The following is a 26,702-nucleotide window of genomic DNA, read 5'->3' as shown; positions in this document are numbered from 1 at the left end:
TTTGCCTATCGTATAGATAAATTTTATTAAATTAAATAAATCGATAGATTTGCATAGAATCCCCTGCATGGATCGTGCGGGGCCGCACGCTGGCCTGCACGATCAATGCAAGCGTCAAAGGAGGATGTCATGATGCGTTCAGCCATGCAGCATGCGCAGCGGAACATCGCGCCGCGCGCAAGAGCGGCGATCCGGAGCCTGCGCCCGATTGTGTTCGCGTACCTGGCGGACCGGGTGTACGGCGGCTGAGCCGACATCACGCAGTACGACGGGAGCAGGTTTCCCGTTTTTACCCCCGCAGTGCCCATCCGCGGCGATGCACGGCTTCCGGGCCGGGCTGGTGGATGCAATCGATCATAGGAGAAAACGCATGTCGACCGAAACGAAGTGCCCGTTCCATCAAGCCGCGGCTGGCGGCGGCACGACGAACAAGGACTGGTGGCCGAATCAGCTGAACCTGAACATCCTGCACCGGCACTCGTCGCTGTCCGATCCGATGGATCCGGATTTCAACTATGCCGAGGCGTTCAAGAAGCTCGACCTGGCGGCGGTGAAGCGGGATCTCCACGCGCTGATGACCACGTCGCAGGACTGGTGGCCGGCCGACTTCGGCCACTACGGCGGCCTGTTCATCCGCATGGCCTGGCACAGCGCCGGCACGTACCGCACGGCCGACGGCCGCGGCGGCGCGGGCGGCGGGCAGCAGCGCTTCGCGCCGCTCAACAGCTGGCCCGACAACGGCAACCTCGACAAGGCGCGCCGCCTGCTGTGGCCGATCAAGCAGAAATACGGCCGCAACATCTCGTGGGCCGACCTGATGATCCTGACCGGCAACGTCGCGCTCGAATCGATGGGCTTCAAGACCTTCGGCTTCGCCGGCGGCCGCCCCGACACCTGGGAACCGGACGACGTCTACTGGGGTTCGGAAAAGATCTGGCTGGAACTGAGCGGCGGCCCGAACAGCCGCTACTCGGGCGACCGCAAGCTCGACAACCCGCTCGCCGCCGTGCAGATGGGCCTGATCTACGTGAACCCGGAAGGCCCGGACGGCAACCCCGACCCGCTCGCCGCGGCGCGCGACATTCGCGACACGTTTGCGCGGATGGCGATGAACGACGAAGAGACGGTCGCGCTGATCGCCGGCGGCCACACGTTCGGCAAGACCCACGGCGCGGGCCCCGCGTCGAGCGTCGGCGCCGAGCCGGAAGCCGCGGGCATCGAGGAGCAGGGCCTCGGCTGGAAGAGCAGCTTCGGCACGGGCAAGGGCCGCGACGCGATCACGAGCGGCCTGGAAGTCACGTGGACCAGCACGCCGACGCAATGGAGCAACAACTTCTTCGAGAACCTGTTCGGCTATGAATGGGAGCTGACGAAGAGCCCGGCCGGCGCGCACCAGTGGGTCGCGAAGGGCGCGGACGCGGTGATTCCGGATGCCTACGACCCGTCGAAGAAGCACCTGCCGTCGATGCTGACCACGGACCTGTCGCTGCGCTTCGATCCCGCGTATGAAAAGATTTCGCGGCGCTTCTACGAGAACCCGGACCAGTTCGCCGACGCGTTCGCCCGTGCATGGTTCAAGCTCACGCACCGCGACATGGGCCCGCGCGCCCGCTATCTCGGCCCGGACGTGCCGAACGAGGAATTGCTGTGGCAGGACCCGGTTCCGGCCGTCGACCACAAGCTGATCGACGAAGCCGACGTGGCCGCGCTGAAGGCGAAGATCCTCGCGACGGGGCTGTCGGTGTCGCAGCTCGTGTCGACCGCGTGGGCGTCGGCGTCCACCTTCCGGGGCTCCGACAAGCGCGGCGGCGCGAACGGTGCGCGCATTCGCCTCGCGCCGCAGAAGGACTGGGACGTGAACCAGCCGGCGCAGCTCGCGACGGTGCTGGAAACGCTCGAGGGTGTCCAGAAGGCGTTCAATGACGCGCAGTCGGGCGGCAAGAAGGTGTCGCTCGCCGACCTGATCGTGCTGGCCGGCGCCGCGGGCGTCGAGCAGGCCGCGAAGCAGGCCGGCGTGACGGTGACGGTGCCGTTCGCACCGGGCCGCACGGACGCGTCGCAGGCGCAGACCGACGTCGAGGCGATGGCCGTGCTCGAGCCGGTGGCGGACGGCTTCCGCAATTACCTGAAGGGCCAGTACACGGTGCCGGCCGAGGCGCTGCTGGTCGACAAGGCGCAGCTGCTGACGCTGAGCGCGCCGGAGCTGACGGCGCTGGTGGGCGGCCTGCGGGTGCTGGGCGCGAACGTCGGCGACAGCCGGCACGGTGTGTTCACGGATCGTCCGGGCACGCTGACCAACGACTTCTTCGTGAACCTGCTGGACATGGGCACGGAGTGGAAGCCGGTGTCGGCCGGGAACGACGTGTTCGAGGGGCGCGACCGCGCGACGGGCAAGGTGAAGTGGACCGGCACGCGCGTCGACCTGGTGTTCGGCTCGCACGCGCAGCTGCGCGCGCTGGCCGAGGTCTACGGCAGCACGGATGCGCAGGAGAAGTTTGTGCGCGACTTCGTCGCGGTGTGGAACAAGGTGATGAACCTCGACCGCTTCGACCTCGCGTGATCGCCGCACGCCGCCGCTGATGCGGCGGCCACGCACGGAACGGCCGGTCGCGCGACCGGCCGTTCCTGTCTGGCAGGCAGGTTTTGCTTGAAGGAGAGACGATCATGACGCAGATGATCCTGGACATGCGCGACGCGTTCGCGGCGCCCGTGAAGCGCGCACCGGCCGCGGTGCTGCGGCGGTTCGCCGGATTCGCGATCGTGGGCAGCGGCGCGGCCGTGCTGGTCGCGCAGGCGCTGCATGGCCTGGCCGCCGGCGCGGGCGGCTGAACGCGCGGGCCCGTCCGCGAAGCGGCGCCCGGCGCAAACCGCCTCGACATGACGCGAAGCGCTGCCCGGCTCTAAAATGCCGGGGTTATCCTCCCGGTGCTTTCCATGTTCGCCCGCTTTCCCCTGTACCTGCGGCTCGTCCGGATGGACAAGCCGATCGGCAGCCTGCTGCTGCTCTGGCCGACGCTCAACGCGCTGTGGATCGCGTCGGACGGCCGCCCGCGCTGGTCGCTGGTGGCGATCTTCGCGCTCGGCACGCTGCTGATGCGCTCGGCCGGCTGCGCGATGAACGATTATGCGGACCGCGACTTCGACCGCCACGTGAAGCGCACGGCCGACCGTCCGCTGACCTCCGGCAAGATCCAGGCGTGGGAAGCGATCGCGATCGCGCTCGGGCTGACGCTCGTCGCGTTCCTGCTGATCCTGCCGCTCAATACGCTGACGAAAGAGCTGTCGGTGGTCGCGGTGATCGTCGCGGGCACCTATCCGTTCATGAAGCGCTTCTTCGCGATTCCGCAGGCGTACCTGGGCATCGCGTTCGGCTTCGGCATCCCGATGGCGTTCGCGGCCGTGCAGGACACGGTGCCGATGCTCGCATGGATCATGCTGGTCGCGAACGTGTTCTGGTCGGTCGCCTATGACACCGAATACGCGATGGTCGACCGCGACGACGACATCAAGATCGGCATCCGCACGTCGGCGCTGACGTTCGGCCGCTTCGACGTCGCGGCGGTGATGGCCTGCTACGCGGCGACGCTCGGCATCTACGCGTGGATCGGCGCGACGCTCGGCTTCGGCCTCGTGTACTGGGCAGGGTGGGCGGCCGCGGCCGGCTGCGCGGTGTATCACTACACGCTGATCAAGGATCGCGAACGGATGCCGTGCTTTGCCGCGTTCCGGCACAACAACTGGCTCGGCGGCGTGCTGTTCGCCGGGATCGCCGCGCATTACGCGGTGGCCGGATTGTGAGGGCCGGCATCGCGGTGAGGGCGGTTTGCCCTTGCCGGAAATAGAAAAGCGGCCGGCTGGCCGCTTTTTTGTTGCGCGAACGGTTGGCGATCGCTTACGCGCGCCCGAGTTCGTCGCCCATTTCCTTCGCGCGCGCATCGGCCGCGAGCACGCCGCGCACGATCGCCTCCTTCACGCCCTGCGCATCGAACGACGCGAGCGCGGCGGCCGTCGTGCCGCCCTTCGACGTCACCCGCTCGCGCAGCACGCCGGCCGGCTCGCCGGATTGCGCGGCGAGCTGCGCGGCGCCCGTGAACGTCGCGACCGCGAGCGCGCGGCCCTGCTCGTCGTTCAGCCCGAGGCGGCGCGCCGCTTCCTGCAGCGCCTCGATGAAATAGAACACGTACGCGGGGCCGCTGCCCGAGATCGCGGTGACCGCGTCGAGCTGCGATTCGTCGTCGAACCAGACGATCTCGCCGACCGCGCCGAGCACGCCCGCTGCGAGTTCGCGGCCTGCCGCATCGACGCCCGGCAGCGCGGCGAGGCCCGTCACGCCCATGCCGACCAGCGCCGGCGTGTTCGGCATCGTGCGCACGACGCGCGCGTAATCGCCGAGCCAGCGCGCGAGGTCCGTGCCGCGGATGCCCGCCGCGATGCTGATCACGAGCTGGGTCTTCAGGTGCGGCGCGAGTGCCTGCGCGACGTCCTTCAGCACCTGCGGCTTGACCGCGAGCACGATCGCGTCGTATTCCGCGAGCGTCGCGTCGATTGCCGCGCCGGTGCGGATGCCGAATTGCTGCGCGGTGCGCGCGCGGGCGTCTTCGTTGACGTCGATCGCGTACAGGCCGCTCGCGGCGACGCCGCGCTTGACGAGGCCGCCGATCAGTGCCGCGGCCATGTTGCCGCCGCCGATGAATGCAATCTTCATGATGTCGGAAATGAGAAGTGGATCAATGGGAATAGTCGCGCGCGCCGAAGATCGCGGTGCCGACCCGCACGATCGTCGCGCCTTCGAGCACGGCCGCGTCGAGATCGGCGGACATGCCCATCGACAACGTGTCGAGCGGCAGCCCGCCAGCGCGCAGCGTATCGAACAGCGCGCGCAGCGCGCGATGCGGCGCGCGTTGCGCGTCGGCGTCGTCGGCCGGTTCGGGAATCGCCATCAGGCCGCGCAGCCGCAGCGACGGCAACGCGGCCACCGCGCGCGCGACGTCGGCCACGTCGGCCGGCGCGACGCCGCTCTTGGACGCCTCGCCGCTGATGTTGACCTGCACGCACACGTTCAGCGGCGGCAGGTGCGCGGGGCGCTGCTCGGCGAGCCGCTGCGCGATCTTCAGCCGGTCGACCGAATGGACCCAGTCGAAGCGCTCGGCGACGGCGCGCGTCTTGTTCGATTGCAGCGGCCCGATGAAATGCCATTCGAGTTCGGCGCGCAGGTCGGCGAGCGTATCGATCTTGTCGATCGACTCCTGCACGTAGTTTTCGCCGAATGCGCGCTGGCCGGCCGCATGCGCGGCGCGCACCGCATCGGCGGGGAACGTCTTCGACACGGCGAGCAGCGTGACGGAAGCGGGGTCGCGGCCGGCCGCGCGGGCGGCGTCGGCGATGCGGTGGTGGACGGAATCGAGGCGGGCGGCGAGATCGGACATGACGGGCACGAAAGCAGGCACGGGAGCGGTGGCGCCGCCGGCACGCGGCGCTTCGTTGCGCTCCATTATACGGACGCGATGCGCCCGGCCGTGCGGCGGGTTCAACCGTACAGCAGGTGCTCGACGAGCTGGACCCAGTGCGCGACCGGTATCTGGGTGCCGCTCTGCAGGTGCGCGATGCAGCCGACGTTCGCGGAGACGATCATCTGCGGCTCGAGCGCCTGCAGCTTCGCGAGCTTCTGCTTGCGCAGCTTGTACGACAGCGACGGCTGCGTCAGCGAGTAGGTGCCGGCCGAGCCGCAGCACAGGTGGCTGTCGGCGGGCAGGCGCACGTCGATGCCGAGCGTCTCGAGCAGCCGCTCGACCTTGCCGCGCGACTGCTGGCCGTGCTGCAGCGTGCACGGCGGATGGTAGGCGACCGTGTGAATCGCACGGCGCCGCGCGAGCGTCGCGAGCTCGGCCTCGAACGCGAGCAGCACGTCGGACACGTCGCGCGTCAGCGTGACGATGCGCTGCGCTTTCTCCGCGTAGGCCGGGTCGTCGCGCAGCAGGTGCGCGTATTCGAGCACCGTCGCGCCGCAGCCGGACGCGTTCATCACGATCGCCTCGATGCCCTGCTCGACGTACGGCCACCACGCGTCGATGTTGCGGCGCGCGTCGTCGAGTGCTTCGTCGTGATAGTTCAGGTGCAGCCGGATCGCGCCGCAGCAGCCGGCCTCGGGCGCGACGACGGTCTCGACGCCGAGCGCGTCGAGCACGCGCGCGGTGGCGATGTTGATGTTCGGCAGCATCGACGGCTGCACGCAGCCGGCCAGCATCAGCATCTTGCGGGGATGGGTGCGGTGCGGCCATTCGAGCAGCCGGGTGCGCGGCGGCACCTTGTCGCGCAGGCGCTTCGGCAGCAGCGCCCGCACGTGCTGGCCGAGCCGCATCACCGGCGAGAACAGCGCGCTGTTCGGCACGAAGCTCGCGAGCGCGCGGCGCACGAGCCGCTGCGACACGGGGCGCCGCACCTGCGCCTCGACGTGCTTGCGGCCGATCTCGACGAGCCGGCCGTACTCGACGCCCGACGGGCAGGTGGTCTCGCAGCTGCGGCACGTGAGGCAGCGGTCGAGATGCTGCTGCGTGCTGCGCGTCACCGGCGCGCCTTCGACCATCTGCTTGATCAGGTAGATGCGGCCGCGCGGGCCGTCGAGCTCGTCGCCGAGCAGCTGGTAGGTCGGGCACGTCGCGGTGCAAAACCCGCAGTGCACGCACTTGCGCAGGATCGCGTCGGCTTCGTCGCCGTCGGGCGTATTGCGGATGAAATCGGCGAGGTTCGTCTGCATTTAGAGATCGGGGTAGAGCCGGCCGCGGTTGAAGATGCGCGCCGGGTCGAACGCCGTCTTCAGCCCGCGGTGGATTTTCATCAGCGGCGCGGGGAGCGGCGTGAATACGCCGGCGCTGCGGTCGTACGATTCGCCCGCGCGAAACAGCGTCGCATGGCCGCCCGCCTGTTTCGCGCTCATGCGCACGGTTTGCGCATCGGCGTCGGTGATCCACCAGCGCTGCGCGCCGCCCCATTCCATCAGCTGGGTGCCCGGCAGGTGCATCGGCTCGGTGATGCTCGGCAGCGACAGGCGCCACAGCGCAAAGCCCGGCGGAATGCCGTTGAAGAACGGATCGGTGTGCTCGCGCAGGCCGGCCCAGAAGCGCTCCGCCTCGACCGCGTCGACGACTTCGCCGCCGAGCAGCGTCTTCGCGGCCTTGACCGCGGCCTCCGCGCCCGACAGGCGCAGCACGAGCGTGCCGTTGCGCCACGCGCTCGCGCTGACGGGCAGCGGGTGGCCGCCCCATTCGTTGAGCTTGCGCACGGCGTCGGTCGCGCTCATCTCGAACTTCAGCGTGATCTCGGCGACCGGCACCGGCAGCACCTTGATCGACAGCTCGAGCATCAGCCCGAGCGTGCCGAGCGAGCCGGCCATCAGCCGCGACACGTCGTAGCCGGCCACGTTCTTCACGACCTGCCCGCCGAAGCGCAGCACCTCGCCGCGGCCGTTCATCAGCGCGACGCCCAGCACGAAATCGCGCGGCGCGCCGCACGTCGCGCGGCGCGGGCCCGCGAGGCCGGCGCCGATGCAGCCGCCGACGGTGGCCGCGCGGCCGAAGTGGGGGGGCTCGAACGGCAGCATCTGGCCGCGTTCGCCGAGGACGGTTTCGAGTTGCGTGAGCGGCGTGCCCGCGCGGACCGTGACGACGAGCTCGGCCGGGTCGTACGACACGATGCCGTGATACGCGCGCGTGTCGAGTACCTCGCCCTCGAGCGCCTGGCCGTACCAGTCCTTGGTGCCGCCGCCGCGAATCCGCAGCGGGCGGCCGTCGGCACTGGCGGCGCGAATGCGCTCGGCCCATCCGGCAACGATGTCGTCCTCTTCCATGATCGGTTGTTGTCCCGTGTCGTTGTCCGATCGATTGTACCGGGGCGGCGCGAATCCACATCGCGACTATCCCTAGGGTCTGTTTACCCCGGTTCACGGATGAAACGCGCCGCGTCCGCCGGGCGCGGCGGTCAGAAGCGCGGCAGATCGGGGTGCGGCAGCAGCGCGCCGCGCACGTGCTGGCGGCCGTATTCGGCGCAGCGCGCCCGCGTCGGAATGCCCTTGTCCGGATTGAGCAGCCCGGGCGGATCGAACGCGCGCTTGACCGCGAAGAACGCATCGCGCTCCTGCGGCGAAAACTGCACGCACATCGAATTGAGCTTCTCGACGCCCACGCCGTGCTCGCCCGTCACCGTGCCGCCGAATTCCACGCAGCATTCGAGGATTTCCGCGCCGAACAGCTCGGCGCGGTGCAGCTCGTCCGGGTTGTTCGCGTTGTAGAGGATCAGCGGATGCATGTTGCCGTCGCCCGCATGGAACACGTTGATGCAGCGCATCCCGTAGCGCAGCTCGAGCTGCTCGATGCGCGCGAGCAGCGGGCCGATCGCGCGGCGCGGCACGGTGCCGTCCATGCAGTAATAGTCGGGCGAAATCCGCCCGGCGGCCGGGAACGCGTTCTTGCGGCCGGACCAGAAGCGCAGCCGCTCGCTCTCGTTGCGCGACACCTGGATGCGCGTCGCGCCGTGCTCGCGCAGCACCGCGGTCATCCGCACGATTTCCTCGGCGACTTCCTCGGGCGTGCCGTCCGATTCGCACAGCAGGATCGCCTTCGCGTCGACGTCGTAGCCCGCATGCGTGAACGCCTCGACCGCCTGCGTCGCCGGCTTGTCCATCATCTCGAGGCCGGCGGGGATGATGCCCGACGCGATGATCGCCGCGACCGCCTCGCCGCCCTTGACCACGTCGTCGAAGCTCGCCATCACGAGCTGTGCCGTCTGCGGCTTCGGGATCAGCTTCACCGTGACCTCGGTGACGATCACGAACATCCCCTCGCTGCCGATCGTCACCGCGAGCAGGTCGAGGCCCGGCGTGTCGAGCGAGAGCGAGCCGAATTCGACGATCTCGCCGTCGATCGTCACCGCGCGCACGCGCATCACGTTGTGCACGGTCAGCCCGTACTTGAGGCAATGCACGCCGCCCGAGTTTTCGGCGACGTTGCCGCCGATCGTGCAGGCGATCTGCGACGAAGGGTCCGGCGCGTAGTACAGGCCATACGGCGCGGCGGCCTCGGAAATCGCGAGATTGCGCACGCCGGGCTGCACGGTCGCCGTGCGCGCGTACGGGTCGACTTCGACGACGCGCGTGAAGCGCGCGAGCGACAGCACGACGCCGAGCGAGATCGGCAGCGCGCCGCCCGACAGGCTCGTGCCCGCGCCGCGCGGCACGATCGGCACCTCCATCCGGCGGCAGATCTGCACGATGCGCTGCACCTGCGATTCCGTCTCGGGCAGCGCGACCGCGAGCGGCAGGCGCCGGTACGCGGACAGGCCGTCGCACTCGTACGGCGCGGTGTCCTCCTCGCGATACAGCAGGCAATGCGTCGGCAGCACGGCCATCAGCGCCTGCACCACTTCGCGCTGGCGCTGCGCGCGCATCTCCGCCGACAGTTCGGGGGCGTTCATGAAGTCTCCTGCGTGGTCAGCACGTGAAGATCTTGCCGGGATTCATCAGGTTGCGCGGGTCGAGCGCGAGCTTGATCGCACGCATCGTGTCGATCGCGTCGTCGCCATGTTCCTGCGGCAGGAAGCGCATCTTGTGCAGGCCGACGCCGTGCTCGCCCGTGCAGGTGCCGCCCATCCGCAGCGCGCGCTCGACGATCCGTTCGTTGATGCGTTCCGCCTCGTCGAGTTCCTCCGGCTTGTCGGGATCGATCAGGATCGCGACGTGGAAATTGCCGTCGCCGACATGGCCGACGATCGGGCACGGCAGCGACGACGCGCGCAGGTCGGTTTCGGTTTCCTCGACGCACGCGGCGAGCTGCGAGATCGGCACGCAGACGTCGGTCGTCACCGCGCGGCAGCCCGGCTTCAGCTGCAGCATCGCGAAGAACGCGTTGTGGCGCGCGGCCCAAAGCCGGCTGCGATCCTCGGGCCGGGTCGCCCATTCGAAGCCCTGGCCGTGGTTTTCGCCGGCCAGCGCCTCGACCAGCTCCGCCTGCTCCTTCACGCCGGCTTCGGTGCCGTGGAATTCGAAGAACAGCGTCGGCGCCTCGGCGAGCGTCAGGTTCGAGTGGCGGTTGATCGAGCGGATCGCGAGCGAATCGACGAACTCGACGCGCGCGATCGGCACGCCGATCTGGATCGTCTCGATCACGGTGCGCACCGCGTCGCCCATCGACGGGAACGTGCAGATCGCGGCCGACACGGCTTCCGGCTGCGGATGCAGGCGCAGCGTGATCTCGGTGATCACGCCGAGCGTGCCTTCGGAGCCGACGAACAGCCGCGTGAGGTCGTAGCCGGCCGACGACTTGCGCGCGCGCGAGCCGGTCTTCACCGTGCGGCCGTCGGCGAGCACCGCAGTCAGGCCCAGCACGTTCTCGCGCATCGTCCCGTAGCGCACGGCGTTGGTGCCGGACGCGCGGGTCGCGGTCATGCCGCCGATGCTCGCGTCGGCGCCGGGATCGATCGGGAAGAACAGGCCGGTGTCGCGCAGCGCTTCGTTGAGCGCCTTGCGCGTGATGCCCGGTTCGACCGTCACGGTGAGGTCTTCCGCGTCGATCGACAGCACGCGGTTCATTTCGGACAGGTCGAGCGACACGCCGCCGCGCACCGCGAGCAGGTGACCTTCGAGCGACGAGCCTGCGCCGTACGGGATCAGCGGGACGCCATAGAGCGCGCAGAGCGACACGACCTGCCGGACGTCGTCGGCGCTGTGCGCAAACACGACCGCGTCGGGCAGCTGCGGGTCGAACGGCGATTCGTCGCGGCCGTGATGCGCGCGCACCGCCTCGGCCGTCGACACGCGCTCGCCGAAGGCGGCGCGCAGCGCATCGAGCAGGGCGGGGGGAAGCGGGCGGCGCGAGCTGGCCGGCGGGGCGGGGTGATTCACGCAAGTCTCCTTTGTCGACCCGGGGGGCGCGCGGCGCTGGCCCGGATCCCATGCAGGGCGGTGTCGGCCGGGGCCGATGCCGCGGCGGCTGCCGCCCCGGCTTCATCCAGCCCGAACGGGCTGGCCGGCCTGTCGGGCGGGTGCCGCGGCGATGCGGTTTTGGGGTCATTCTACGCTGTAACACCAGCTGCGAGCCGTGCCGCGGGCTGCGATAATCGGCTTCCAGTGCAACCCCGGGCCGCGTCGCGGCCGATCGACAGAGGACTCCGCATGGGCAACCGCTTGAGCAAGATCGCCACGCGCACCGGCGACGATGGCACCACGGGCCTCGGCGACGGACGGCGCGTCGGCAAGGACGACGTGCGGATCGCCGCGATCGGCGACGTCGACGAACTGAATTCGACCCTCGGCGTGCTGCTCGCCGAGCCGCTGCCCGACGACGTGCGCGCGGCGCTCGTCACGATCCAGCACGACCTGTTCGACCTGGGCGGCGAGCTGTGCATCCCCGGCCACACGGTGATCGACGACACGCACCTCGCGCGCCTCGACCAGTGGCTCGCCGACTACAACGCAACACTGCCGCCGCTGAAGGAATTCATCCTGCCGGCCGGCTCGCGCGCGGCGTCGCTCGCGCACGTGAGCCGGACCGTGTGCCGCCGCGCGGAGCGCGCGATCGTCGCGCTGGGCCGCGTCGAGACGCTGCACGAGACACCGCGCCGGTACGTGAACCGGCTGTCCGACCTGCTGTTCGTGCTGGCCCGCGTGCTGAACCGCGCGGACGGCGGCGCGGACGTGTTGTGGCAACGCGGCCGCGCGACGTGAGCGCCGCCTGGCGCCAGTTTTTGTAAGCCGCCCCCTATCAAGGGACTGCGACAATTTGCCTGAGTCTGCCCGCGACTTTAAAAATGTATCTTATGAGCATGTTTAACGGAGAACGAGCATGACCCACATTACCGCCGACCAGATGGCCCGTGTGAAGGCCACCGCCCCCGTCCTCGCCGTGCATGGCGCGACGATCACGAAGCACTTCTATCAGCGCATGTTCGCGCGTCATCCGGAACTGAAGAACCTGTTCAACCAGACGCACCAGAAAACCGGCAGCCAGCCGGAAACGCTCGCGAAGGCGGTCTATGCGTACGCGGCGAACATCGACAATCTGGGCGCGCTCGGCGGTGCCGTGTCGCACATCGCGCACAAGCATGCGAGCCTGAACATCCGCCCCGAGCATTACCCGATCGTCGGCGAGAACCTGCTCGCGTCGATCGTCGAGGTGCTCGGCGACGCGGTCGACGCGGACACGCTCGAAGCGTGGCGCGTCGCATACGGCCAGCTCGCGCAGATCCTGATCGGCGCCGAGGCGGACCTGTATGCCGGCGCGGCATGGAGCGGTTTCCGGCCGTTCAGGGTGGCGCGCAAGGTGCGCGAGAGCGACGAGATCACGTCGTTCTACCTGACGCCGGCGGATGGCGGTGAAGCAGCGAAATTCGAGCCGGGCCAGTACGTGACGGTGAAGCGCTTCGTCGGCGACCTCGGGGTCGACCAGCCGCGCCAGTACAGCCTGTCCGATGCGCCGCACGGCAAGTGGCTGCGCATCTCGGTGAAGCGCGAGGCGGGCCGGCCGGAAGCGATCCCGGCGGGCAAGGTGTCGACGCTGATGCATGACGGCGTGGAGGAGGGCGCGATCGTCGAGGTGACCGCGCCGATGGGCGAGTTCTCGCTGAAGCGCGGCGTCGAGACGCCGGTCGTGCTGATTTCCGGCGGCGTCGGCCTCACGCCGATGGTGTCGATGGCGTCGACGCTGATAGCAGAGGGCAGCAAGCGCGATGTGCGCTTCATCCACGCCTGCCGATCGGGGGCGGTGCACGCGTTTCGCGACTGGCTGAACGACGCCGTGCGCGAACACGCGAACGTCAAGCGGACGGTGCTGTACGAACTGGTCGGGCCGAACGACCGCGTGGGTGTCGACCACGACCTCGAAGGCCGGCTCGCGCCGGAGCGCGTGAAGCAATACGCGCTGGTGCCGGACGCCGACTATTACATCTGCGGCCCGGTCGGGTTCATGAAGGCGCAGCGCGATGCGCTGGTCGCACTGGGCGTCGCGCCCGAGCGCATCAATACCGAGATTTTCGGCTCGGGCGCGCTCGAGTGACGCGTTGACGCTTCATCCCCAGGAACGGAAAAACCCGGCACGCGCCGGGTTTTTTCATCGATCGAGCCGAGGGGCGGGCGGCGCGCGCCGCCGCCGCCCGTGCCGATTCAGTTCCCGCTGCCGCGCGCCACGCGCCGCGCCTTGACCGATTCCGCGAGGCCTTCGAGCACTTTCACGCTGTCTTCCCACGCGATGCACGCATCGGTGATGCTCTGGCCGTAAGTCAGCGGGCAGCCTTCCTTCAGGTCCTGACGGCCTTCGACGAGGTGCGACTCGATCATCACGCCGACGATCCGCTCGTCGCCCGCCGCGATCTGGCGGCCGATGTCAGCGCACACCGGGATCTGGTTCTCGTGCTTCTTCGAGCTGTTCGCGTGGCTCGCGTCGATCATCAGGCGCGCGGCGAGGCCGGCCTTGCCGATGTCCGCGCATGCGGCGTTCACGCTGTCCGCGTCGTAGTTCGGCGTCTTGCCGCCGCGCAGGATCACGTGGCAATCCTCGTTGCCGGCCGTCGACACGATCGCCGAGTGGCCGCCCTTCGTCACCGACAGGAAATGGTGCGGCTGCGACGCGGCCTTGATCGCGTCGACCGCGATCTTCACGTTGCCGTCGGTGCCGTTCTTGAAGCCGACCGGGCACGACAGCCCCGACGCCAGCTCGCGGTGCACTTGCGATTCGGTCGTGCGCGCGCCGATCGCGCCCCACGAGATCAGGTCGGCGATGTACTGCGGGCTGATCATGTCGAGGTATTCGGTCGCGGCCGGCAGCCCCATCTCGTTGATGTGCAGCAGCAGCTCACGCGCGGTGCGCAGCCCTTCGTTGATCTTGAAGCTGTTGTCGAGGTGCGGATCGTTGATCAGCCCCTTCCAGCCGACCGTCGTGCGCGGCTTCTCGAAGTACACGCGCATCACGATCTCGAGTTCGTTGCCGAAGCGCTCGCGCTCCTTGACGAGCCGCCCCGCATACTCGAGCGCCGCCTTCGTGTCGTGGATCGAGCACGGCCCGATCACGACGATCAGGCGGTCGTCCATCCCGTGCAGGATCCGGTGCATCGACTGCCGCGCGTTGTAGATCAGCTCGGACGCGGCTTCGGAGCACGCGAATTCACGGATCAGGTGGGCGGGCGGCGTCAGCTCCTTGAGCTCGCGGATTCGGACGTCGTCGGTATTGTGCGGGGGCATGCTGTTTCTCCTCGTTCGGGGGGCCGTGCGGTCAATGAGCGTGCGGCAGATTCATCAATTCAGGCGATTCGGTTGGTTCGGCCGGGGCTGCCGTGCGGCTGCAGCGCTGGCCGGGTGGCGAAGGGCGAAAAAAAACCGCCGGGTTCGCCGGCGGTTTTTTCGGGAATTTTGGTTGCGCTTCACGCGCCATCAACCCTCTCGATCCGCCAGCGGTCTGAGATGCCAGAAAAAGTAAAAGTAAAACTTGGCGGACATGACGGAGATTGGATTCGTCAAAAAAGTTGATTCGGAATTTATACCCCGTCCCCGGTCGGCTGGCAACCGGGGGGTGTCGAAAATGCGGACAATCCGCGCATTTTTCGAGAAATGCGCGGATTGTCTGCGCCGCGACGCGGTTATGCCGTGCCGCCGACCGTCATCTTGTCGATCCGCAGGGTCGGCTGGCCGACGCCGACCGGCACGCTCTGGCCTTCCTTGCCGCACACGCCGACACCGGTGTCGAGCGACATGTCGTTGCCGATCATGCTCACGTACTTCAGCGATTCCGGGCCGCTGCCGATCAGCGTCGCGCCCTTCACCGGGTAGGTGATCTTGCCGTTCTCGATCATGTATGCCTCGGATGCCGAGAACACGAACTTGCCGTTCGTGATGTCGACCTGGCCGCCGCCGAAGTTCACCGCGTACAGGCCGTTCTTCACCGATGCGATGATTTCCTGCGGATCCTTGTCGCCGTTCAGCATGTAGGTGTTGGTCATGCGCGGCATCGGCAGCGCCGCGTACGATTCGCGCCGCGCGTTGCCGGTGACGGGCATCTTCATCAGGCGCGCGTTCAGCGTGTCCTGGATGTAGCCCTTCAGGATGCCGTCCTCGATCAGCGTCGTGCACTGCGTCGGGTTGCCCTCGTCGTCGATGTTCAGCGAGCCGCGGCGGTTCGGCAGCGTGCCGTCGTCAACGACGGTGACGCCCTTCGCGGCGACCTGCTCGCCGATCCGGCCCGCGAACGCCGACGAACCCTTGCGGTTGAAGTCGCCCTCGAGGCCGTGGCCGATCGCCTCGTGCAGCAGCACGCCCGGCCAGCCCGGCCCGAGCACGACCGTCATCGCGCCGGCCGGCGCGGGGCGCGCGTCGAGGTTCACGAGCGCCGCGTGCACCGCGTCGTCGACGTAGCGCGACAGGACTTCATCGGTGAAGTAGCCGTAGTCGAAGCGGCCGCCGCCGCCGCCGCTGCCGATCTCGCGGCGGCCGTTCTGCTCGGCGATCACCGTCACCGACACGCGCACGAGCGGGCGGATGTCCGCCGCGAGCGCGCCGTCGCTGCGCGCGACCAGCACGACGTCGTATTCGCCGGCGAGGCCCGCCATCACCTGCGTGATGCGCGGGTCGCGGCCGCGCGCCATCTGCTCGATGCGCTCGAGCAGCTTGACCTTGGCCGTCGCGTCGAGCGACGCGAGCGGATCGGACGGCAGGTACAGGTCGCGGCCCGAGATGCCCTTCAGCGACGTTGCCGCCTTGACCTTCTGGCGGCCGCCGCCCGCGGCCGCGATCGCCTTGGTGGCCGCGGCCGCCTGCGCGATCGCTTCCGGCGACAGGTCGTCCGAGTATGCGAACGCGGTGCGGTCGCCCGCGACCGCACGCACGCCGACGCCCTGATCGATGCTGAAACTGCCCGATTTGACGATGCCTTCCTCGAGACTCCACGCTTCGCTGCGGGTCGCCTGGAAGTACAGGTCCGCGTAGTCGACGCGATGCGTGAAGATGTCGGCGATCGTGCGCGTCAGGAGGCTCTCGTCGAGGCCGTAGGGCGTGAGCAGGATGTCCTTCGCCAGCGCCAGGTTGCGGATGCCGGGTTCGATGATGTTCATGCGGATATCGGGGTTTCTCAAAAAGTTGTCGGGTGCCGAATCGGGTGCGTATCGGGCAGATGGTTCGCGCGGGCCGGGTTTCAAGGGGGCAGGGCGGGCGGCCGGTCAGCCGAGCACGCGGTGCCGCCACGCGGGCAGGCTCTGGCGCACGTCGGCGATGCGCTGCGGGTCGAGCGTGCCGGTCACGACGCTCGCGCCCTCGGCGCGCTCCGCGACGATCTCGCCCCACGGGTCGACCAGCATGCTGTGGCCCCAGGTGCGCCGGCCGTTCTCGTGCTTGCCGCCCTGCGCGGCCGCGAGCACGTAGCATTGATTTTCGACCGCCCGCGCGCGCAGCAGCGTTTCCCAGTGCGCGCGGCCGGTGGTGTAGGTGAATGCCGACGGCACCACGACGAGCGCGCAGTCGCCCATCTTGCGGTACAGCTCCGGAAAGCGAAGATCGTAACAGACCGACAGTCCGACGCGGCCGAACGGCGCGTCGAACGTGACGACCGTATCGCCGGGGCGGATCGTGCGCGCCTCGTCGAACGATTCGTCACCCTTCTCGAAGTTGAACAGGTGGATCTTGTCGTAGCGCGCCGCTTCGCGGCCGTCCGGATCGAACACGAGCGTCGTGTTCAGCACGCGGTTCGCCTCGGGCGCCTTCAGCGGCAGCGTGCCGCCGATCACCCAGATGCGGTGGCGGCGTGCCGCGTCGGCGAGGAACTGCTGGATCGGGCCGTCCTGGTACGACTCGGCGAGCGCGAGCTTGTCGGTCTCCTGGTGCCCCATGAAGCAGAAGTACTCGGGCAGCAGCACGAGCTGCGCGCCTTCGCCGGCCGCCTCCGCGATCAGGCGGCGGGCTTCGGCGAGATTGCGCGCGACGTCCGGCGTGCTCACCATCTGCAGCGCGGCAACCCGGACGGGCGTGGCGGAAAGGGCGTGGTCGGTCATCGCGGAATCGGTTGCGTCATAAATGGGGTGCGGCCCGTGCGGCTCACGGGTTCGCCGTGCCGCCCGCATCGCGGTTCATCTTACCCTGATCGCCCCGCACCCGCTCGATGTGCGGATGCGCCCACGAACCGTTGATCGTGTAGTCCATCGCGAACGCCCGCTGCAGCGTTTCGGACAGCGCGAGGTTCGCGGCCAGCACCCCGACGCCGAGCAGCGGGTTGATGATCGCGGCCGCGATCGCCGCCGTGCCGGCGCCGATCTTCGGCGCGACGTGCGCATGCAGGTCTTGGGTTTCCGCGCCGAGGTCGACCGAGCCTTTCAGCGTGACCTTCGCGGGCGGCGTCGTCATCTCGAAATCGCCGATGCGCGCGATGCCGTTGGTGATCTGGCCGGTGCCCGTGATCTTCTCGAACGGCAGCCCCTTGCCGACCACGTCGCGGAAGTTGAGCGTCAGGAAGCGCGCGAGGCTCTGCAGGCTCAGCACGCCGAGCAGCTTCGCGGCGCCCGGATCGACCTTCAGGATCTGGCCGTGTTCGAGGTCGAGCGCGAGATGGCCGTTCAGCGACGGGTAGTCGAGCGCCGTCGGGCCGCCGCGCCAGCCGACCTTGCCGGTCAGCGTGCCGTGGCCGTCCGCGATCGTGCGCGGCAGGCCGACTCGGTCGAGCAGCGCGCCGGCATTGTCGATGTCGAGCTTGAAGTCGAACACGGTGCGGCGCGGCGCGTCCGCTTCGTCGCTGCCGCGCGCGAGCGCCCGGCGCGACGTGCGCCAGTTCGCGGTCGCGGTGAGCTTCGCCGCCGGGTTCGACAGTTCCAGCCGGTCGAGCTGCCAGACCGGCACGCCGTCTTCCTCGAGGTTGCGCGCGTTGACGACCAGGCGGCCGATGTCGTGCCCGCGCGCGACGACCTCGTCGACGATCAGGTCGATCGACGGCATCGTATGGTCGGCCGGCGTCGGCAGGTTCATCGCGCGGCCGACGAGATCGTGTTCGGCGCTCTGCGGAATCACGAGCTTCGCGAGCCGCGCGTTCAGCACGCCCGGATCGTTGGGGTGGTCGCCCGGCGCCCACGACAGGTAGCCGGACACCTGGTTCGACGCGACGTTCGCCTGCCACAGCTCGTCGATGTGCGACGCGCCGACGATCACGTTCTCCCAGTTGCGCTTGAGCAGCTTCAGCGTGCCGAAGTGGAACGCGAAGCGCTTCGGCACGAAGCTGGCCAGGTCGACGCGCGCGGCGCCCGACGGCGATTCCGGCGTGCGCGGCGGGTTGCGCAGCGAGCGTGCGAGGTCGAGCCACGCGTCGGCATCCAGCTCGTCGACGTCGACCGCCGCGCTCACGCCGTCCTGCGGCACGTCGGGCATCCGGTGGATCCCCATCGCGCCGCGCACCGCGCGCAGCGGCTCGCCGGGCGTCGCGTCGAGCAGGTAGCTCGCGGCGATCGGCCCGAGCGTCAGGTCCGCGTGCTCGAGGCGCCGGCCGCCGGCAGCCGGCGTCGGCTGCAGCGTGAAGCTGAACGGCATCGGCTTGCCCGCGGGTTTCGCGAACGGCGCGGGGAAGTTCAGCGCGACGCCCGTCAGGTCGGAGCGGGCCGTGATGGCGGGCGCGCGGCCGGGGGCGCCGCGTACGGCGATCCGGTACGGCGCGTCGCCGGCCACGTGCTCGAGCAGCGCGTCGGCCGGGCCGTGCAGGTTCAGCCCGCGCGCGGCGTCGAGCGCGAACCGGCCGTCGACGTCGACCGCATACGGCCCGTGCGCCGTCAGGTTGCCGTTCGCGCGCACCGGGCCGCCGAGGAAGCGGCCGGAGAGGTTGTCGAGCGCCGCGCCCGATTGCGTGAAGCGCACGCTGCCGCGCAGCGCGGACAGCGGCGGCACGCCTTCGGCCGACAGCGTATTGCCGCCGAACGCGAGCGCGCCTTCGACGGTGGTGTGCTGGTGCACGGCATGCTGCGGAATCGTCAGCTTGAGCGAAAGCGCCGCCGGCCCCTGCGCGTCGATCTTCTCGCCGACGTGGCCGCTCATGCTGCCGAGCGAGCTGTTGTTCGCGTAGTCGACCAGGTCGGCGAGCGGGCCGTTCGCATGCCCCTCGATCACGAGCGGCGTCGTGGCCGGACGGCCGAGATCCGCGATCCGCCCGGTGACCTTGGTCAGCGCGACGCGCTTGTAGTGCGCGCGCGCGATGTCGAAGCGCAGCTTGTTCTGCTCGATCTCGAACACGCCGTCGATGCCGTCGAGCGCGGGCCACACGCTCTGCGTGCCGTTCGCGAGCGTGTGCGGTGGAAACGGCGTCGGCTCGAAGCGGCCGCCGGTGAACGGCGCGACGATGCGGAATGTGCCGGCGGTCGGCTCGTGCTCGTACGGGAAGGTTTCGAGCGGGCCGCGCGCGACGATCGACGCGCCCTTGGTGACCTGCCCGGCCTGCAGCGCGTGGCCGAGATACTGGCGCAGGTGCTCGGACATGCCGGTCGGCAGGTAGCGCGGAATGCGGGCGACGGCGGCGCGCGCGAAGTCGGCGCGCAGGTCGAGCGAGCCGCGCCCGTGGCCGGGGTTCGAGTAGCTGCCCGACACCGCGATCTCGGCGTCCGGGTTCGACACGAGCAGATCGGGCACCGTCACGTCGACGCGCGCGTGCCTGTCGCCCGGTGCGGGGGTGACGACCCATTTCGCATTGCCGCGCAGCCGGTCGAACGTGAGGCGCGGGTCGTCGAACTCGCCCGGCACCGTGACCGCGGCGTTGACCGTGTCGAAATGCGCGGTGCCGCCCGTCTCGTTCGCGTCGACGCGGCCCCACAGGTTCTCGATGCCCGGCCAGCCGGCGCGCGGATGGCCGCGCGCGGACAGCCCGGGCGGCGGCTCCTGCGCGGCGAAGCTGATGCCCTGCAGGTCGCCGAGGAAACGGTAGCGGATCACCGGCGCGGCGCCGGTGCGCTTCTCTTCCTCGGCGAGCTCGGCATGCGCGGGCTTCGCGCGCTCGACCTCGATGTGATAGTTCGACACCATCCCGCGCGGGTCGGCCCGGATCAGCTCGTTGCGCAGGTGGGCCGGCAGCGGCAGTCCGCGGATGAACTCGCTGAGGATGCCGAGATCGACGCGGTCGCCGGTCACGCTGATCAGCTGCCCCTGTGCGGCGGACGGCACCCGGTAGCGCGCGGTGAGCGTCGCCATCCCGAGCGAGCGGGCGAGCGGCGTGCCGTCCGGCAGCGGCGGCTGGCCCAGCTCGGCGTGAAAGCGCGACAGGTGCAGCGTGTAGTCGTGGCCGGGGTCCATCGTCAGGTCCCAGCCGAAGCGGGCGATCGGCACGTCGAGCCGTGGTTGGGTCGGCCGCACGCGCAGCGCGACGTCGGCGCCCTGCAGCTTGCCGCCCGCCGAGCGCAGCCGGCCGTCGCGGAAGGTCGCCCAGATCGCGTTGTCGATCTGGCCCGCGTGCATCGTGAGCGGCATGTTCACGTAGCGGGCGAGCGTCGGCAGGTCGACCGGGCCGGTCGACAGGTACGCGTCGCCGGTCCAGTTCGCGGGCTTGCCGATCGGCGCGAGCGCCTTGTGCGTGAAGCGCGCGCGGAAATCCAGCGGGCCGCGCAGCAGCGTGCCGTTCGCGGGTGCCTGCAGCGCCGCCCGGTGGACACGGCCGTTATTCAGCACCGCGAGCCGGATGCCGGACAGCGCGAGTTCCGGCGCGTCGTGCCGCGCGTCGCGCCAGCGCAGCGTGCCGCCGCGCAGCACGATCGCCTCCTGGTTGAGCAGCCAGGTGCTGAACGTATCGTTGCCGCCATGGGTGGTCGGCACGCCGATGCCGGCGATGAACAGCGCGCCGTCCGCGGTGCGCTCGACGACGAGGTCCGGCTGGTCGACGATCAGGCTCGACAGCGCGGGCTTCAGGCGCAGCAGCGACATCCACGACAGCGCGGCGCTCGCGTGCGGCACCGACAGCGCCACCCGGCCGTCGTGGCCGCGGATCGTCAGCCCGGCGACCTCGACGCCCGGCTGCATGCCGGACCAGTGAGGGGAAAGCTTGCCGATCGAAAGCTGCGCATGCAGCCGGGTGGAAACGAAGCGCTCGATGTCGGGGCGGTAGTCGTCGATGCGGGGCAGCAGCACGTAGCGCAGCCCGAGGAAGGCGCCCGACGCGACGAAGTAGGTGCCGAGCCCGACCGCCAGCGTCACCTTGAACACGCGGCGCAGCACCGGATGCTCATGCTTCGGATGTCCCGCATCGGGCACTGCAACGGCGGATTCCTGACGGTCGGACATGCGGCGGAAGGGCGACGGTATGGTAGCTTTGCGAACTGACGTTGAAATGTATCACACGGGTTCGTGCCGGCGGCCGTTGCGGCGGTGCGGCACGGGCTTCCCGGCGCGCGGCGGCGTGGCGGTCGCGCAGTCGATGCGATCCGCCCGGCCGCGCCGAGTTCCTTGCGCAAGGCCCGCTTCTCGATGACCGATGCTTCAGCCCTGATCAGCACGTCCTATTCCCGCTACCTCGCACGCGCGGCCGCCGCGCGCCCCGCGCTCGCCGCGCACGTCGCCGCGTGGGCGGCCGCGCCGCTCGCCCGCGCGCAGCTCGACGCGCGGCTCACCGAGCTGCTCGCGCTGCCCGCCGGCGCAGCGACCGAGGACCAGTTCAAGCAGGCGCTGCGCCAGCTGCGCGCCGAGGTGTTCGGCGCGGTCGCCGAGCGCGACCTGCGCGGGCTCGCCGACGTCGCCGAGGTCACGGGCGCGATGACCGATCTCGCCGAGGTCGCGGTGCAGCGCGCGATCGCGCTGCTGTCGGCCGAACTCGAGGCGATGTACGGTGAGCCGCGCGGCGCCGACGGCCAGCGCGTCGTGCTCGGCGTGGTCGGGATGGGCAAGCTCGGCGGGCGCGAGCTGAACGTGTCGTCCGACATCGACCTGATCTTCGTCTACGAGGACGACGGCGAAACGGCGGGCGGCACCCGCGCGGCGCTGTCGACGCAGGAATACTTCACGCGGCTCGGCCGGCGCCTGATCGGCGTGCTGTCCGAGGTGACGGCCGACGGCTACGTGTTCCGGGTCGACATGCGGCTGCGCCCGAACGGCGATTCCGGCCCGCTCGTCTGCAGCCTCGGGATGCTCGAGGAATACTTCTACGTGCAGGGCCGCGAGTGGGAGCGCTACGCGTGGATCAAGGGCCGGCTCGTGTCGGAGGGCGAGAGCGACGCGGCGCGGCGGCTCGCGGCGCAGCTCGACGCGATCGTCAAGCCGTTCGTCTACCGGCGGTATCTGGATTTCGGCGTGATCGGCGCGATCCGCTCGCTGCACCAGCAGATTCGCCAGGAGGCGGCGCGCCGCGCGTCGATGCGCCCCGACAAGGCCGACGACATCAAGCTCGGGCGCGGCGGGATTCGCGAGATCGAGTTCAGCGCGCAGGTGTTCCAGCTGATCCGCGGCGGCCAGGACGCCGGCTTCCGCGTGCGTCCGACGCTCGCGGTGCTCCAGCACGCGCAGGCGCGCGGGCTGATCGGCGACGACGTGCAGGCGCGGCTGACCGAGGCGTACAACTTCCTGCGCACGCTCGAACACCGGCTGCAATACCGCAACGACGCGCAAACCCATGCGATGCCGGTCGACGCCGACGAGCGCGCGGCGCTCGCCGCGTCGCTCGGCTTCGCCGACTATGCGGCGCTGATGGCGGCGCTCGACGGCCACCGGGCCTTCGTCGAGGCGCAGTTCGACCAGCTCTTCGCGGACAAGGCCGGCGGCGGGCCCGGCTGCGGCGGCGCCGAGGACAGCGCGGCCGCGTGGATCTGGAGCGGCGCGCTTGCCGAGGACGGCGCGGACGACGATGCGCTGGCGGCCCGCCTGGCCAGCCTCGGCTTCGCCGATCCGGCCGCGGTGCTGACGCGCCTGCGCGCGGTCTGGCGCTCGTCGCGCTACACGGGCCTCGCGGAAAAGAGCCGGCACCGCTTCGACAGCGTCGCGCAGCGCGCGCTCGAGGCGGCGCCGCGGATCGACGCCGCGCACCGCGACGACACCATCGTGCGGCTGTTCGACCTGCTCGAGACGGTGAGCCGGCGCGGCGTCTATCTTGCGCTGCTGACCGAGTACCCGGCGGCGCTCGACCGCGTGCTGTCGGTGCTCGGCGCGACGCGCTGGGGCGGCGGCTACCTGATCCGGCACCCGCAATTGCTCGACGAGCTGCTCGACGACGAGGCGATCGCAAGCCCGTTCGACTGGCCCGCATTCAAGGCTGCGCTGCGCGCGCGGCTCGCGGCCGCCGACGGCCCCGAGCAGCAGATGGACCTGCTGCGCCACGCGCAGCACGCGGAGGTGTTCCGCATCCTGCTGATCGATCTCGCGGGGCAGCTGTCGGTCGAGCATGTCAGCGACCGCCTGTCCGAGCTGGCCGACGCGGTGCTCGACGTGACGATCGAGGTCGTCTGGTCGCAGCTCGCGAAGCGCCATCGCGACGTGCCCAAGTTCGCGGTGATCGCGTACGGCAAGCTCGGCGGCAAGGAACTCGGCTACGCGTCCGATCTCGACCTGATCTTCCTGTACGACGACCCGGACGAGCGCTCCGCGGATGTCTACACGACCTTCACGCGGCGGCTGATCACGTGGCTGACGACGGCCACCGGCGCGGGCGCGCTGTTCGACATCGATCTGCGGCTGCGGCCGAACGGCGAGGCCGGGCTGCTCGTCACCGATCTCGACGCGTTCCGCCGCTACCAGCTGCGCGAGGGCGATGCGGCGAATACCGCGTGGGTGTGGGAGCACCAGGCGCTGACGCGGGCGCGCTACAGCGCCGGCGACGCGCAGATCGGCGCCGCGTTCGAGGCGATCCGCCAGCAGGTGCTGACGATGCCGCGCGACGCGGCCGTGCTCGCGAAGGAGATCGTCGACATGCGCGACAAGGTGTTCGCCGGCCACCCGAACCACGGCGAGCTGTTCGACCTGAAGCATGACCGGGGCGGGATGGTGGACATCGAGTTCATCGTCCAGTACTGGGTGCTGCTGCACGCATCGGGCGATCCGGAGCTGATTCGCAACACCGGCAACATCGCGCTGCTGCGCGAGGTCGCGCGCTTCGGGCTGATGAGCGAGGCGGAAGCCGAGCGCGTCGGCGCGGCATACCGCACGTACCGGAAGCTGCAGCACAAGCTGCGGCTCGACGGGATGGAGAAGGCGCGGGTCGATCCGTCGGTCGTCGCCGACGAGCGGGCGGCCGTCGCCGCACTGTGGGCGCGCGTGTTCGGCGGGGCATGACGGTCGCACGCGGAGTCGCGCAGGCCGCCTGAACCGCGGCCGCGGCTTTGAGATTCGTTTGAGATTGTTTGAGCGGGATGGCGCGGATCGGAAGAATCCGGCTTCCCGTTCAACAGGTGCCGCGTGCGCCGCAAGCGATCTCGACCCATCTTGAAAACTATCCGCCACTCCCTCGCCTTGACGGCGCTGTCCGCGGCTGCCGCCGGACTGTTCTCCGCTTCCGCCGGCGCCGCCGAGCCGGCGTCCACTTCGCTCAAGAACCTGTCGCGCGGCGACGGCCAGTGTCTGGCCTGGCAGCCGGCCGACAACGCGGCCGAGTTCGCGTCATGCGACGGCAGCGCCGCACAGGACTGGACCTTCGAGCCGCGCGACGGCTTCCAGCGTATCGTCAACGCCGGCGCGAGCACCGCGCGCGGCACGAAGATGTGCCTGCACGCGTCCGCCGGGAACACCGGGATGGGGCGCGTAGCGGTGGGCGTTTGCAGCGAAGGCGACCAGACGATGCGCGACTGGCGGCCGGACATTGGCGTCGACGGCCGCGTAACGTTCGGCAACCGGTACCGGGCCAACACCGGCCGGGGCAACGAGGTGCTGGCGCCGCGCGACGGCGGTGCCGGCGTCGCGACGCAGAACGTACGCGGCCAGCCGGCGTCGGTGTGGAAGACGTCCGCGTCGATCGCGCCGCCGCAGCGTCCGCTGCTCGGCAACAAGTCCGCGCTGCTGATGGTGACGCACTTCAACGATTCGAAACCGGCCGACAGCGAGGTCGTGCACAAGGCCGTGTTCGGCGACGGCCACGACTACGCGTCGCTGCGGCGCTATCTCGAGGTGGCGTCGCGCGGCAAGCTGACGCTGCACGGACAGACGCTCGACAGCGTCAACCTCGGCGAGCGGCCCGCGGCCTGCGACTCGGGCGCGCTCCGTGCGGCCGCGCGCAATGCGGCGTTCGCCCGCGGCGTGAATCCGGACAAGTTCGATTACCTGTTCGTCGACCTGCCGAAAATGAGCAGCTGCAATTGGGGCGGGCTCGCCGCCAATCCCGGCAACTGGATCCTGTCGAACGCGAGCGGCCACGGCTACTGGATGTGGTCGCACGAATTCGGCCACAACCTGGGCGCGAGGCATCCCGGCTCGCTCGTCGACTGCCCGACGCCGGGCGGCACGGTCGAGGTCGGCGGCGCATGCCGCGCCGGCAAGGTCGACGATCCGTCCGACACGATGGGCGGCGGCGGCCGACGCCTGTATCCGGCGAGCTATCAGTTGTTCGCCGGCTGGCTCGGCGAAGCCGACGTGCCGGAGATCAAGGGGGACGGCACCTACCGGCTCGCGCCGCTGTGGGGCGATGCGCCCGGCGCGAAGGCGTATCGCATCGCGCGCACCGACGGTTCGACGCTGTGGCTCGAGTTCCGCCAGCCGCAGCGCGGCTTCGACGACTGGAAGTCGAACGATCCGTTCGTCAACGGCGTGATCGTGCGGACTGTCGCGCACGGCGGCAATGTGCTGACCAACACGCTGATCGATGCGTCGCCGGGTAGCGCGACGGGGATGAAGGACGCGCCGCTGATGCCCGGCCATGCGCTGCACGACACGTTGTCAGGCAAGATCGTCACCGTGAAGTCGGTCGGGCCGGACGGCGCCGTGGTCGAGGTGAGGAACGATGGCCTGCTGCTGCCGCAGGCGGCTATCACCGGCCCGCAGCAGGCGAATGCCGGCGCGGCGGTCGTGCTGTCGGGCGCGTCGTCGGTCGGCGAGCGGCTCGGTTACGCGTGGACGGCGCCGGCCGGCATCGAGGCGAAGCCGGACGGTGCGGAACTGCGCTTTACCGCGCCCGCGCTCGAACAGGATCGCGATTACGCGTTCGATCTGACCGTCACCAACGACAAGGGCTACACGGCGCAGGCGACGCATGTCGTCCAGGTGAAGGCGCAGGAAATCGTCCCGCCGCCGCGTGCGGCGATCAGCGGGCCGTCGACGGTCGACGGCGGCGCGACCGTCACGTTGTCCGGCGCCTCGTCGAGCGGCAAGGGGCTGAAGCATGCGTGGACCGGGCCGGCCGGCGTGCCGCTCGTCCAGAACGGCGCGATTGCGACGTTCACCGCGCCGAAGGCGGCCGACGCGCGCCGTTATGCGTTCCGGCTGATGGTGACCGATGCGCAGGGCCGCAAGGCCGAGGCGACCCACGATGTGACCGTGCGCGCGTCGGCCGGCGAGGGCGTGGCCGCGTGGGATCCGAAGAAGACCTATGCGACGCCGTGCCATGAGGTCAGCCACGGCGGCAAGATCTGGGTCAACGGCTGGTGGGTGCTTGGCGATGTGCCGGGCACGGGCGGCGAGTGGGCGGCGTGGCGCGAGAAAGGCGTCGCGAACATGCACGCACAATGCAAGGGCTGATTGCCGCGCGGCGGCGGCGAGATTCGGGCGCAGGCGGGCGGGCATGCGCGCGCCATTCCCGGCGCCGCTTGGCTCGACC

Annotated in this window: 17 protein-coding genes; 7 read left to right on the top strand and 10 right to left on the bottom strand. The window is 69.9% G+C overall.

Annotation, left to right across the window (positions count from 1 at the left end; all coding sequences use genetic code 11):
* The first annotated feature begins 370 nt into the window (after positions 1-370).
* The 3 genes from katG to ubiA all read left to right on the top strand — a co-directional run bounded on the left by katG (position 371) and on the right by ubiA (position 3,798).
* Complete coding sequence (gene katG, locus ABFO07_RS16085) at positions 371-2,560, top strand: catalase/peroxidase HPI (RefSeq protein WP_059987446.1); 2,190 nt, start codon at positions 371-373, stop codon at positions 2,558-2,560.
* Between the two features lie 104 nt (positions 2,561-2,664).
* Entirely contained in the window at positions 2,665-2,829 is a 165-nt protein-coding gene (locus tag ABFO07_RS16080) for a hypothetical protein (RefSeq protein WP_167361361.1), read from the top strand.
* Between the two features lie 105 nt (positions 2,830-2,934).
* Positions 2,935-3,798, top strand: coding sequence for a 4-hydroxybenzoate octaprenyltransferase (gene ubiA, locus ABFO07_RS16075; RefSeq protein WP_059987448.1), 864 nt, complete (start codon positions 2,935-2,937; stop codon positions 3,796-3,798).
* Positions 3,799-3,892: 94 nt separating this feature from the next.
* Here the strand turns inward: ubiA and proC are convergent, their stop codons facing one another.
* The 6 genes from proC to ABFO07_RS16045 form a co-directional block, all read right to left on the bottom strand.
* Positions 3,893-4,705, bottom strand: coding sequence for a pyrroline-5-carboxylate reductase (gene proC / locus ABFO07_RS16070; protein ID WP_059882584.1), 813 nt, complete (start codon positions 4,703-4,705; stop codon positions 3,893-3,895).
* A 22-nt stretch (positions 4,706-4,727) separates the two neighbouring features.
* Complete coding sequence (locus ABFO07_RS16065; RefSeq protein WP_059565474.1) at positions 4,728-5,426, bottom strand: YggS family pyridoxal phosphate-dependent enzyme; 699 nt, start codon at positions 5,424-5,426, stop codon at positions 4,728-4,730.
* A 101-nt stretch (positions 5,427-5,527) separates the two neighbouring features.
* Positions 5,528-6,754, bottom strand: a complete 1,227-nt coding sequence (gene glcF, locus ABFO07_RS16060; RefSeq protein WP_347467904.1) for a glycolate oxidase subunit GlcF — start codon at positions 6,752-6,754, stop codon at positions 5,528-5,530.
* Positions 6,755-7,843 (bottom strand): glycolate oxidase subunit GlcE, encoded by a 1,089-nt coding sequence (gene glcE, locus ABFO07_RS16055; RefSeq protein ID WP_059565230.1) that lies wholly within the window; start codon positions 7,841-7,843, stop codon positions 6,755-6,757.
* Positions 7,844-7,974: 131 nt separating this feature from the next.
* Positions 7,975-9,465 (bottom strand): FAD-linked oxidase C-terminal domain-containing protein, encoded by a 1,491-nt coding sequence (locus tag ABFO07_RS16050; protein WP_060014137.1) that lies wholly within the window; start codon positions 9,463-9,465, stop codon positions 7,975-7,977.
* Positions 9,466-9,481: 16 nt separating this feature from the next.
* The gene (locus ABFO07_RS16045; protein WP_059565232.1) at positions 9,482-10,891 is read right to left on the bottom strand and encodes an FAD-binding oxidoreductase; all 1,410 of its coding nucleotides are present in this window, start codon (positions 10,889-10,891) and stop codon (positions 9,482-9,484) included.
* A gap of 270 nt (positions 10,892-11,161) precedes the next feature.
* On the opposite strand from ABFO07_RS16045, the gene ABFO07_RS16040 reads away from it, so the two are divergent.
* A complete protein-coding gene (locus ABFO07_RS16040; RefSeq protein ID WP_059920403.1) occupies positions 11,162-11,713 on the top strand; it encodes a cob(I)yrinic acid a,c-diamide adenosyltransferase in 552 nt (183 codons plus the stop codon).
* 118 nt (positions 11,714-11,831) lie between these two features.
* Entirely contained in the window at positions 11,832-13,040 is a 1,209-nt protein-coding gene (hmpA, locus tag ABFO07_RS16035; protein ID WP_060351074.1) for an NO-inducible flavohemoprotein, read from the top strand.
* 107 nt (positions 13,041-13,147) lie between these two features.
* Here the strand turns inward: hmpA and aroG are convergent, their stop codons facing one another.
* The 4 genes from aroG to ABFO07_RS16015 form a co-directional block, all read right to left on the bottom strand.
* A complete protein-coding gene (gene aroG, locus ABFO07_RS16030) occupies positions 13,148-14,221 on the bottom strand; it encodes a 3-deoxy-7-phosphoheptulonate synthase AroG (RefSeq protein WP_017333248.1) in 1,074 nt (357 codons plus the stop codon).
* 395 nt (positions 14,222-14,616) lie between these two features.
* Positions 14,617-16,083, bottom strand: a complete 1,467-nt coding sequence (gene tldD, locus ABFO07_RS16025; RefSeq protein ID WP_059565235.1) for a metalloprotease TldD — start codon at positions 16,081-16,083, stop codon at positions 14,617-14,619.
* 105 nt (positions 16,084-16,188) lie between these two features.
* A complete protein-coding gene (locus tag ABFO07_RS16020) occupies positions 16,189-17,016 on the bottom strand; it encodes a carbon-nitrogen hydrolase family protein (RefSeq protein ID WP_060351075.1) in 828 nt (275 codons plus the stop codon).
* 43 nt (positions 17,017-17,059) lie between these two features.
* Complete coding sequence (locus tag ABFO07_RS16015; protein WP_347467899.1) at positions 17,060-21,259, bottom strand: YhdP family protein; 4,200 nt, start codon at positions 21,257-21,259, stop codon at positions 17,060-17,062.
* A 183-nt stretch (positions 21,260-21,442) separates the two neighbouring features.
* On the opposite strand from ABFO07_RS16015, the gene glnE reads away from it, so the two are divergent.
* Both glnE and ABFO07_RS16005 read left to right on the top strand, forming a co-directional pair.
* Complete coding sequence (gene glnE, locus ABFO07_RS16010; protein WP_059987631.1) at positions 21,443-24,232, top strand: bifunctional [glutamate--ammonia ligase]-adenylyl-L-tyrosine phosphorylase/[glutamate--ammonia-ligase] adenylyltransferase; 2,790 nt, start codon at positions 21,443-21,445, stop codon at positions 24,230-24,232.
* 150 nt (positions 24,233-24,382) lie between these two features.
* The gene (locus ABFO07_RS16005) at positions 24,383-26,623 is read left to right on the top strand and encodes a carbohydrate-binding protein (RefSeq protein ID WP_347467897.1); all 2,241 of its coding nucleotides are present in this window, start codon (positions 24,383-24,385) and stop codon (positions 26,621-26,623) included.
* Positions 26,624-26,702: the final 79 nt, after the last annotated feature.

This window comes from Burkholderia stagnalis (assembly GCF_039848545.1).
Lineage (GTDB): Bacteria > Pseudomonadota > Gammaproteobacteria > Burkholderiales > Burkholderiaceae > Burkholderia > Burkholderia stagnalis.
Note: the sequence above shows the minus strand (reverse complement) of the source record. Positions and strands in the feature narration are given on the sequence as shown.

Excerpts from the sequence above, each read along its gene's own strand:
- katG (WP_059987446.1), top strand. The coding sequence starts at position 371 with ATGTCGACCGAAACGAAGTGCCCGTTCCATCAAGCCGCGGCTGGCGGC.
- ABFO07_RS16080 (WP_167361361.1), top strand. The coding sequence starts at position 2,665 with ATGACGCAGATGATCCTGGACATGCGCGACGCGTTCGCGGCGCCCGTG.
- ubiA (WP_059987448.1), top strand. The coding sequence starts at position 2,935 with ATGTTCGCCCGCTTTCCCCTGTACCTGCGGCTCGTCCGGATGGACAAG.
- proC (WP_059882584.1), bottom strand. The coding sequence starts at position 4,705 with ATGAAGATTGCATTCATCGGCGGCGGCAACATGGCCGCGGCACTGATC.
- ABFO07_RS16065 (WP_059565474.1), bottom strand. The coding sequence starts at position 5,426 with ATGTCCGATCTCGCCGCCCGCCTCGATTCCGTCCACCACCGCATCGCC.
- glcF (WP_347467904.1), bottom strand. The coding sequence starts at position 6,754 with ATGCAGACGAACCTCGCCGATTTCATCCGCAATACGCCCGACGGCGAC.
- glcE (WP_059565230.1), bottom strand. The coding sequence starts at position 7,843 with ATGGAAGAGGACGACATCGTTGCCGGATGGGCCGAGCGCATTCGCGCC.
- ABFO07_RS16050 (WP_060014137.1), bottom strand. The coding sequence starts at position 9,465 with ATGAACGCCCCCGAACTGTCGGCGGAGATGCGCGCGCAGCGCCAGCGC.
- ABFO07_RS16040 (WP_059920403.1), top strand. The coding sequence starts at position 11,162 with ATGGGCAACCGCTTGAGCAAGATCGCCACGCGCACCGGCGACGATGGC.
- hmpA (WP_060351074.1), top strand. The coding sequence starts at position 11,832 with ATGACCCACATTACCGCCGACCAGATGGCCCGTGTGAAGGCCACCGCC.
- aroG (WP_017333248.1), bottom strand. The coding sequence starts at position 14,221 with ATGCCCCCGCACAATACCGACGACGTCCGAATCCGCGAGCTCAAGGAG.
- tldD (WP_059565235.1), bottom strand. The coding sequence starts at position 16,083 with ATGAACATCATCGAACCCGGCATCCGCAACCTGGCGCTGGCGAAGGAC.
- ABFO07_RS16020 (WP_060351075.1), bottom strand. The coding sequence starts at position 17,016 with ATGACCGACCACGCCCTTTCCGCCACGCCCGTCCGGGTTGCCGCGCTG.
- ABFO07_RS16015 (WP_347467899.1), bottom strand. The coding sequence starts at position 21,259 with ATGTCCGACCGTCAGGAATCCGCCGTTGCAGTGCCCGATGCGGGACAT.
- glnE (WP_059987631.1), top strand. The coding sequence starts at position 21,443 with ATGACCGATGCTTCAGCCCTGATCAGCACGTCCTATTCCCGCTACCTC.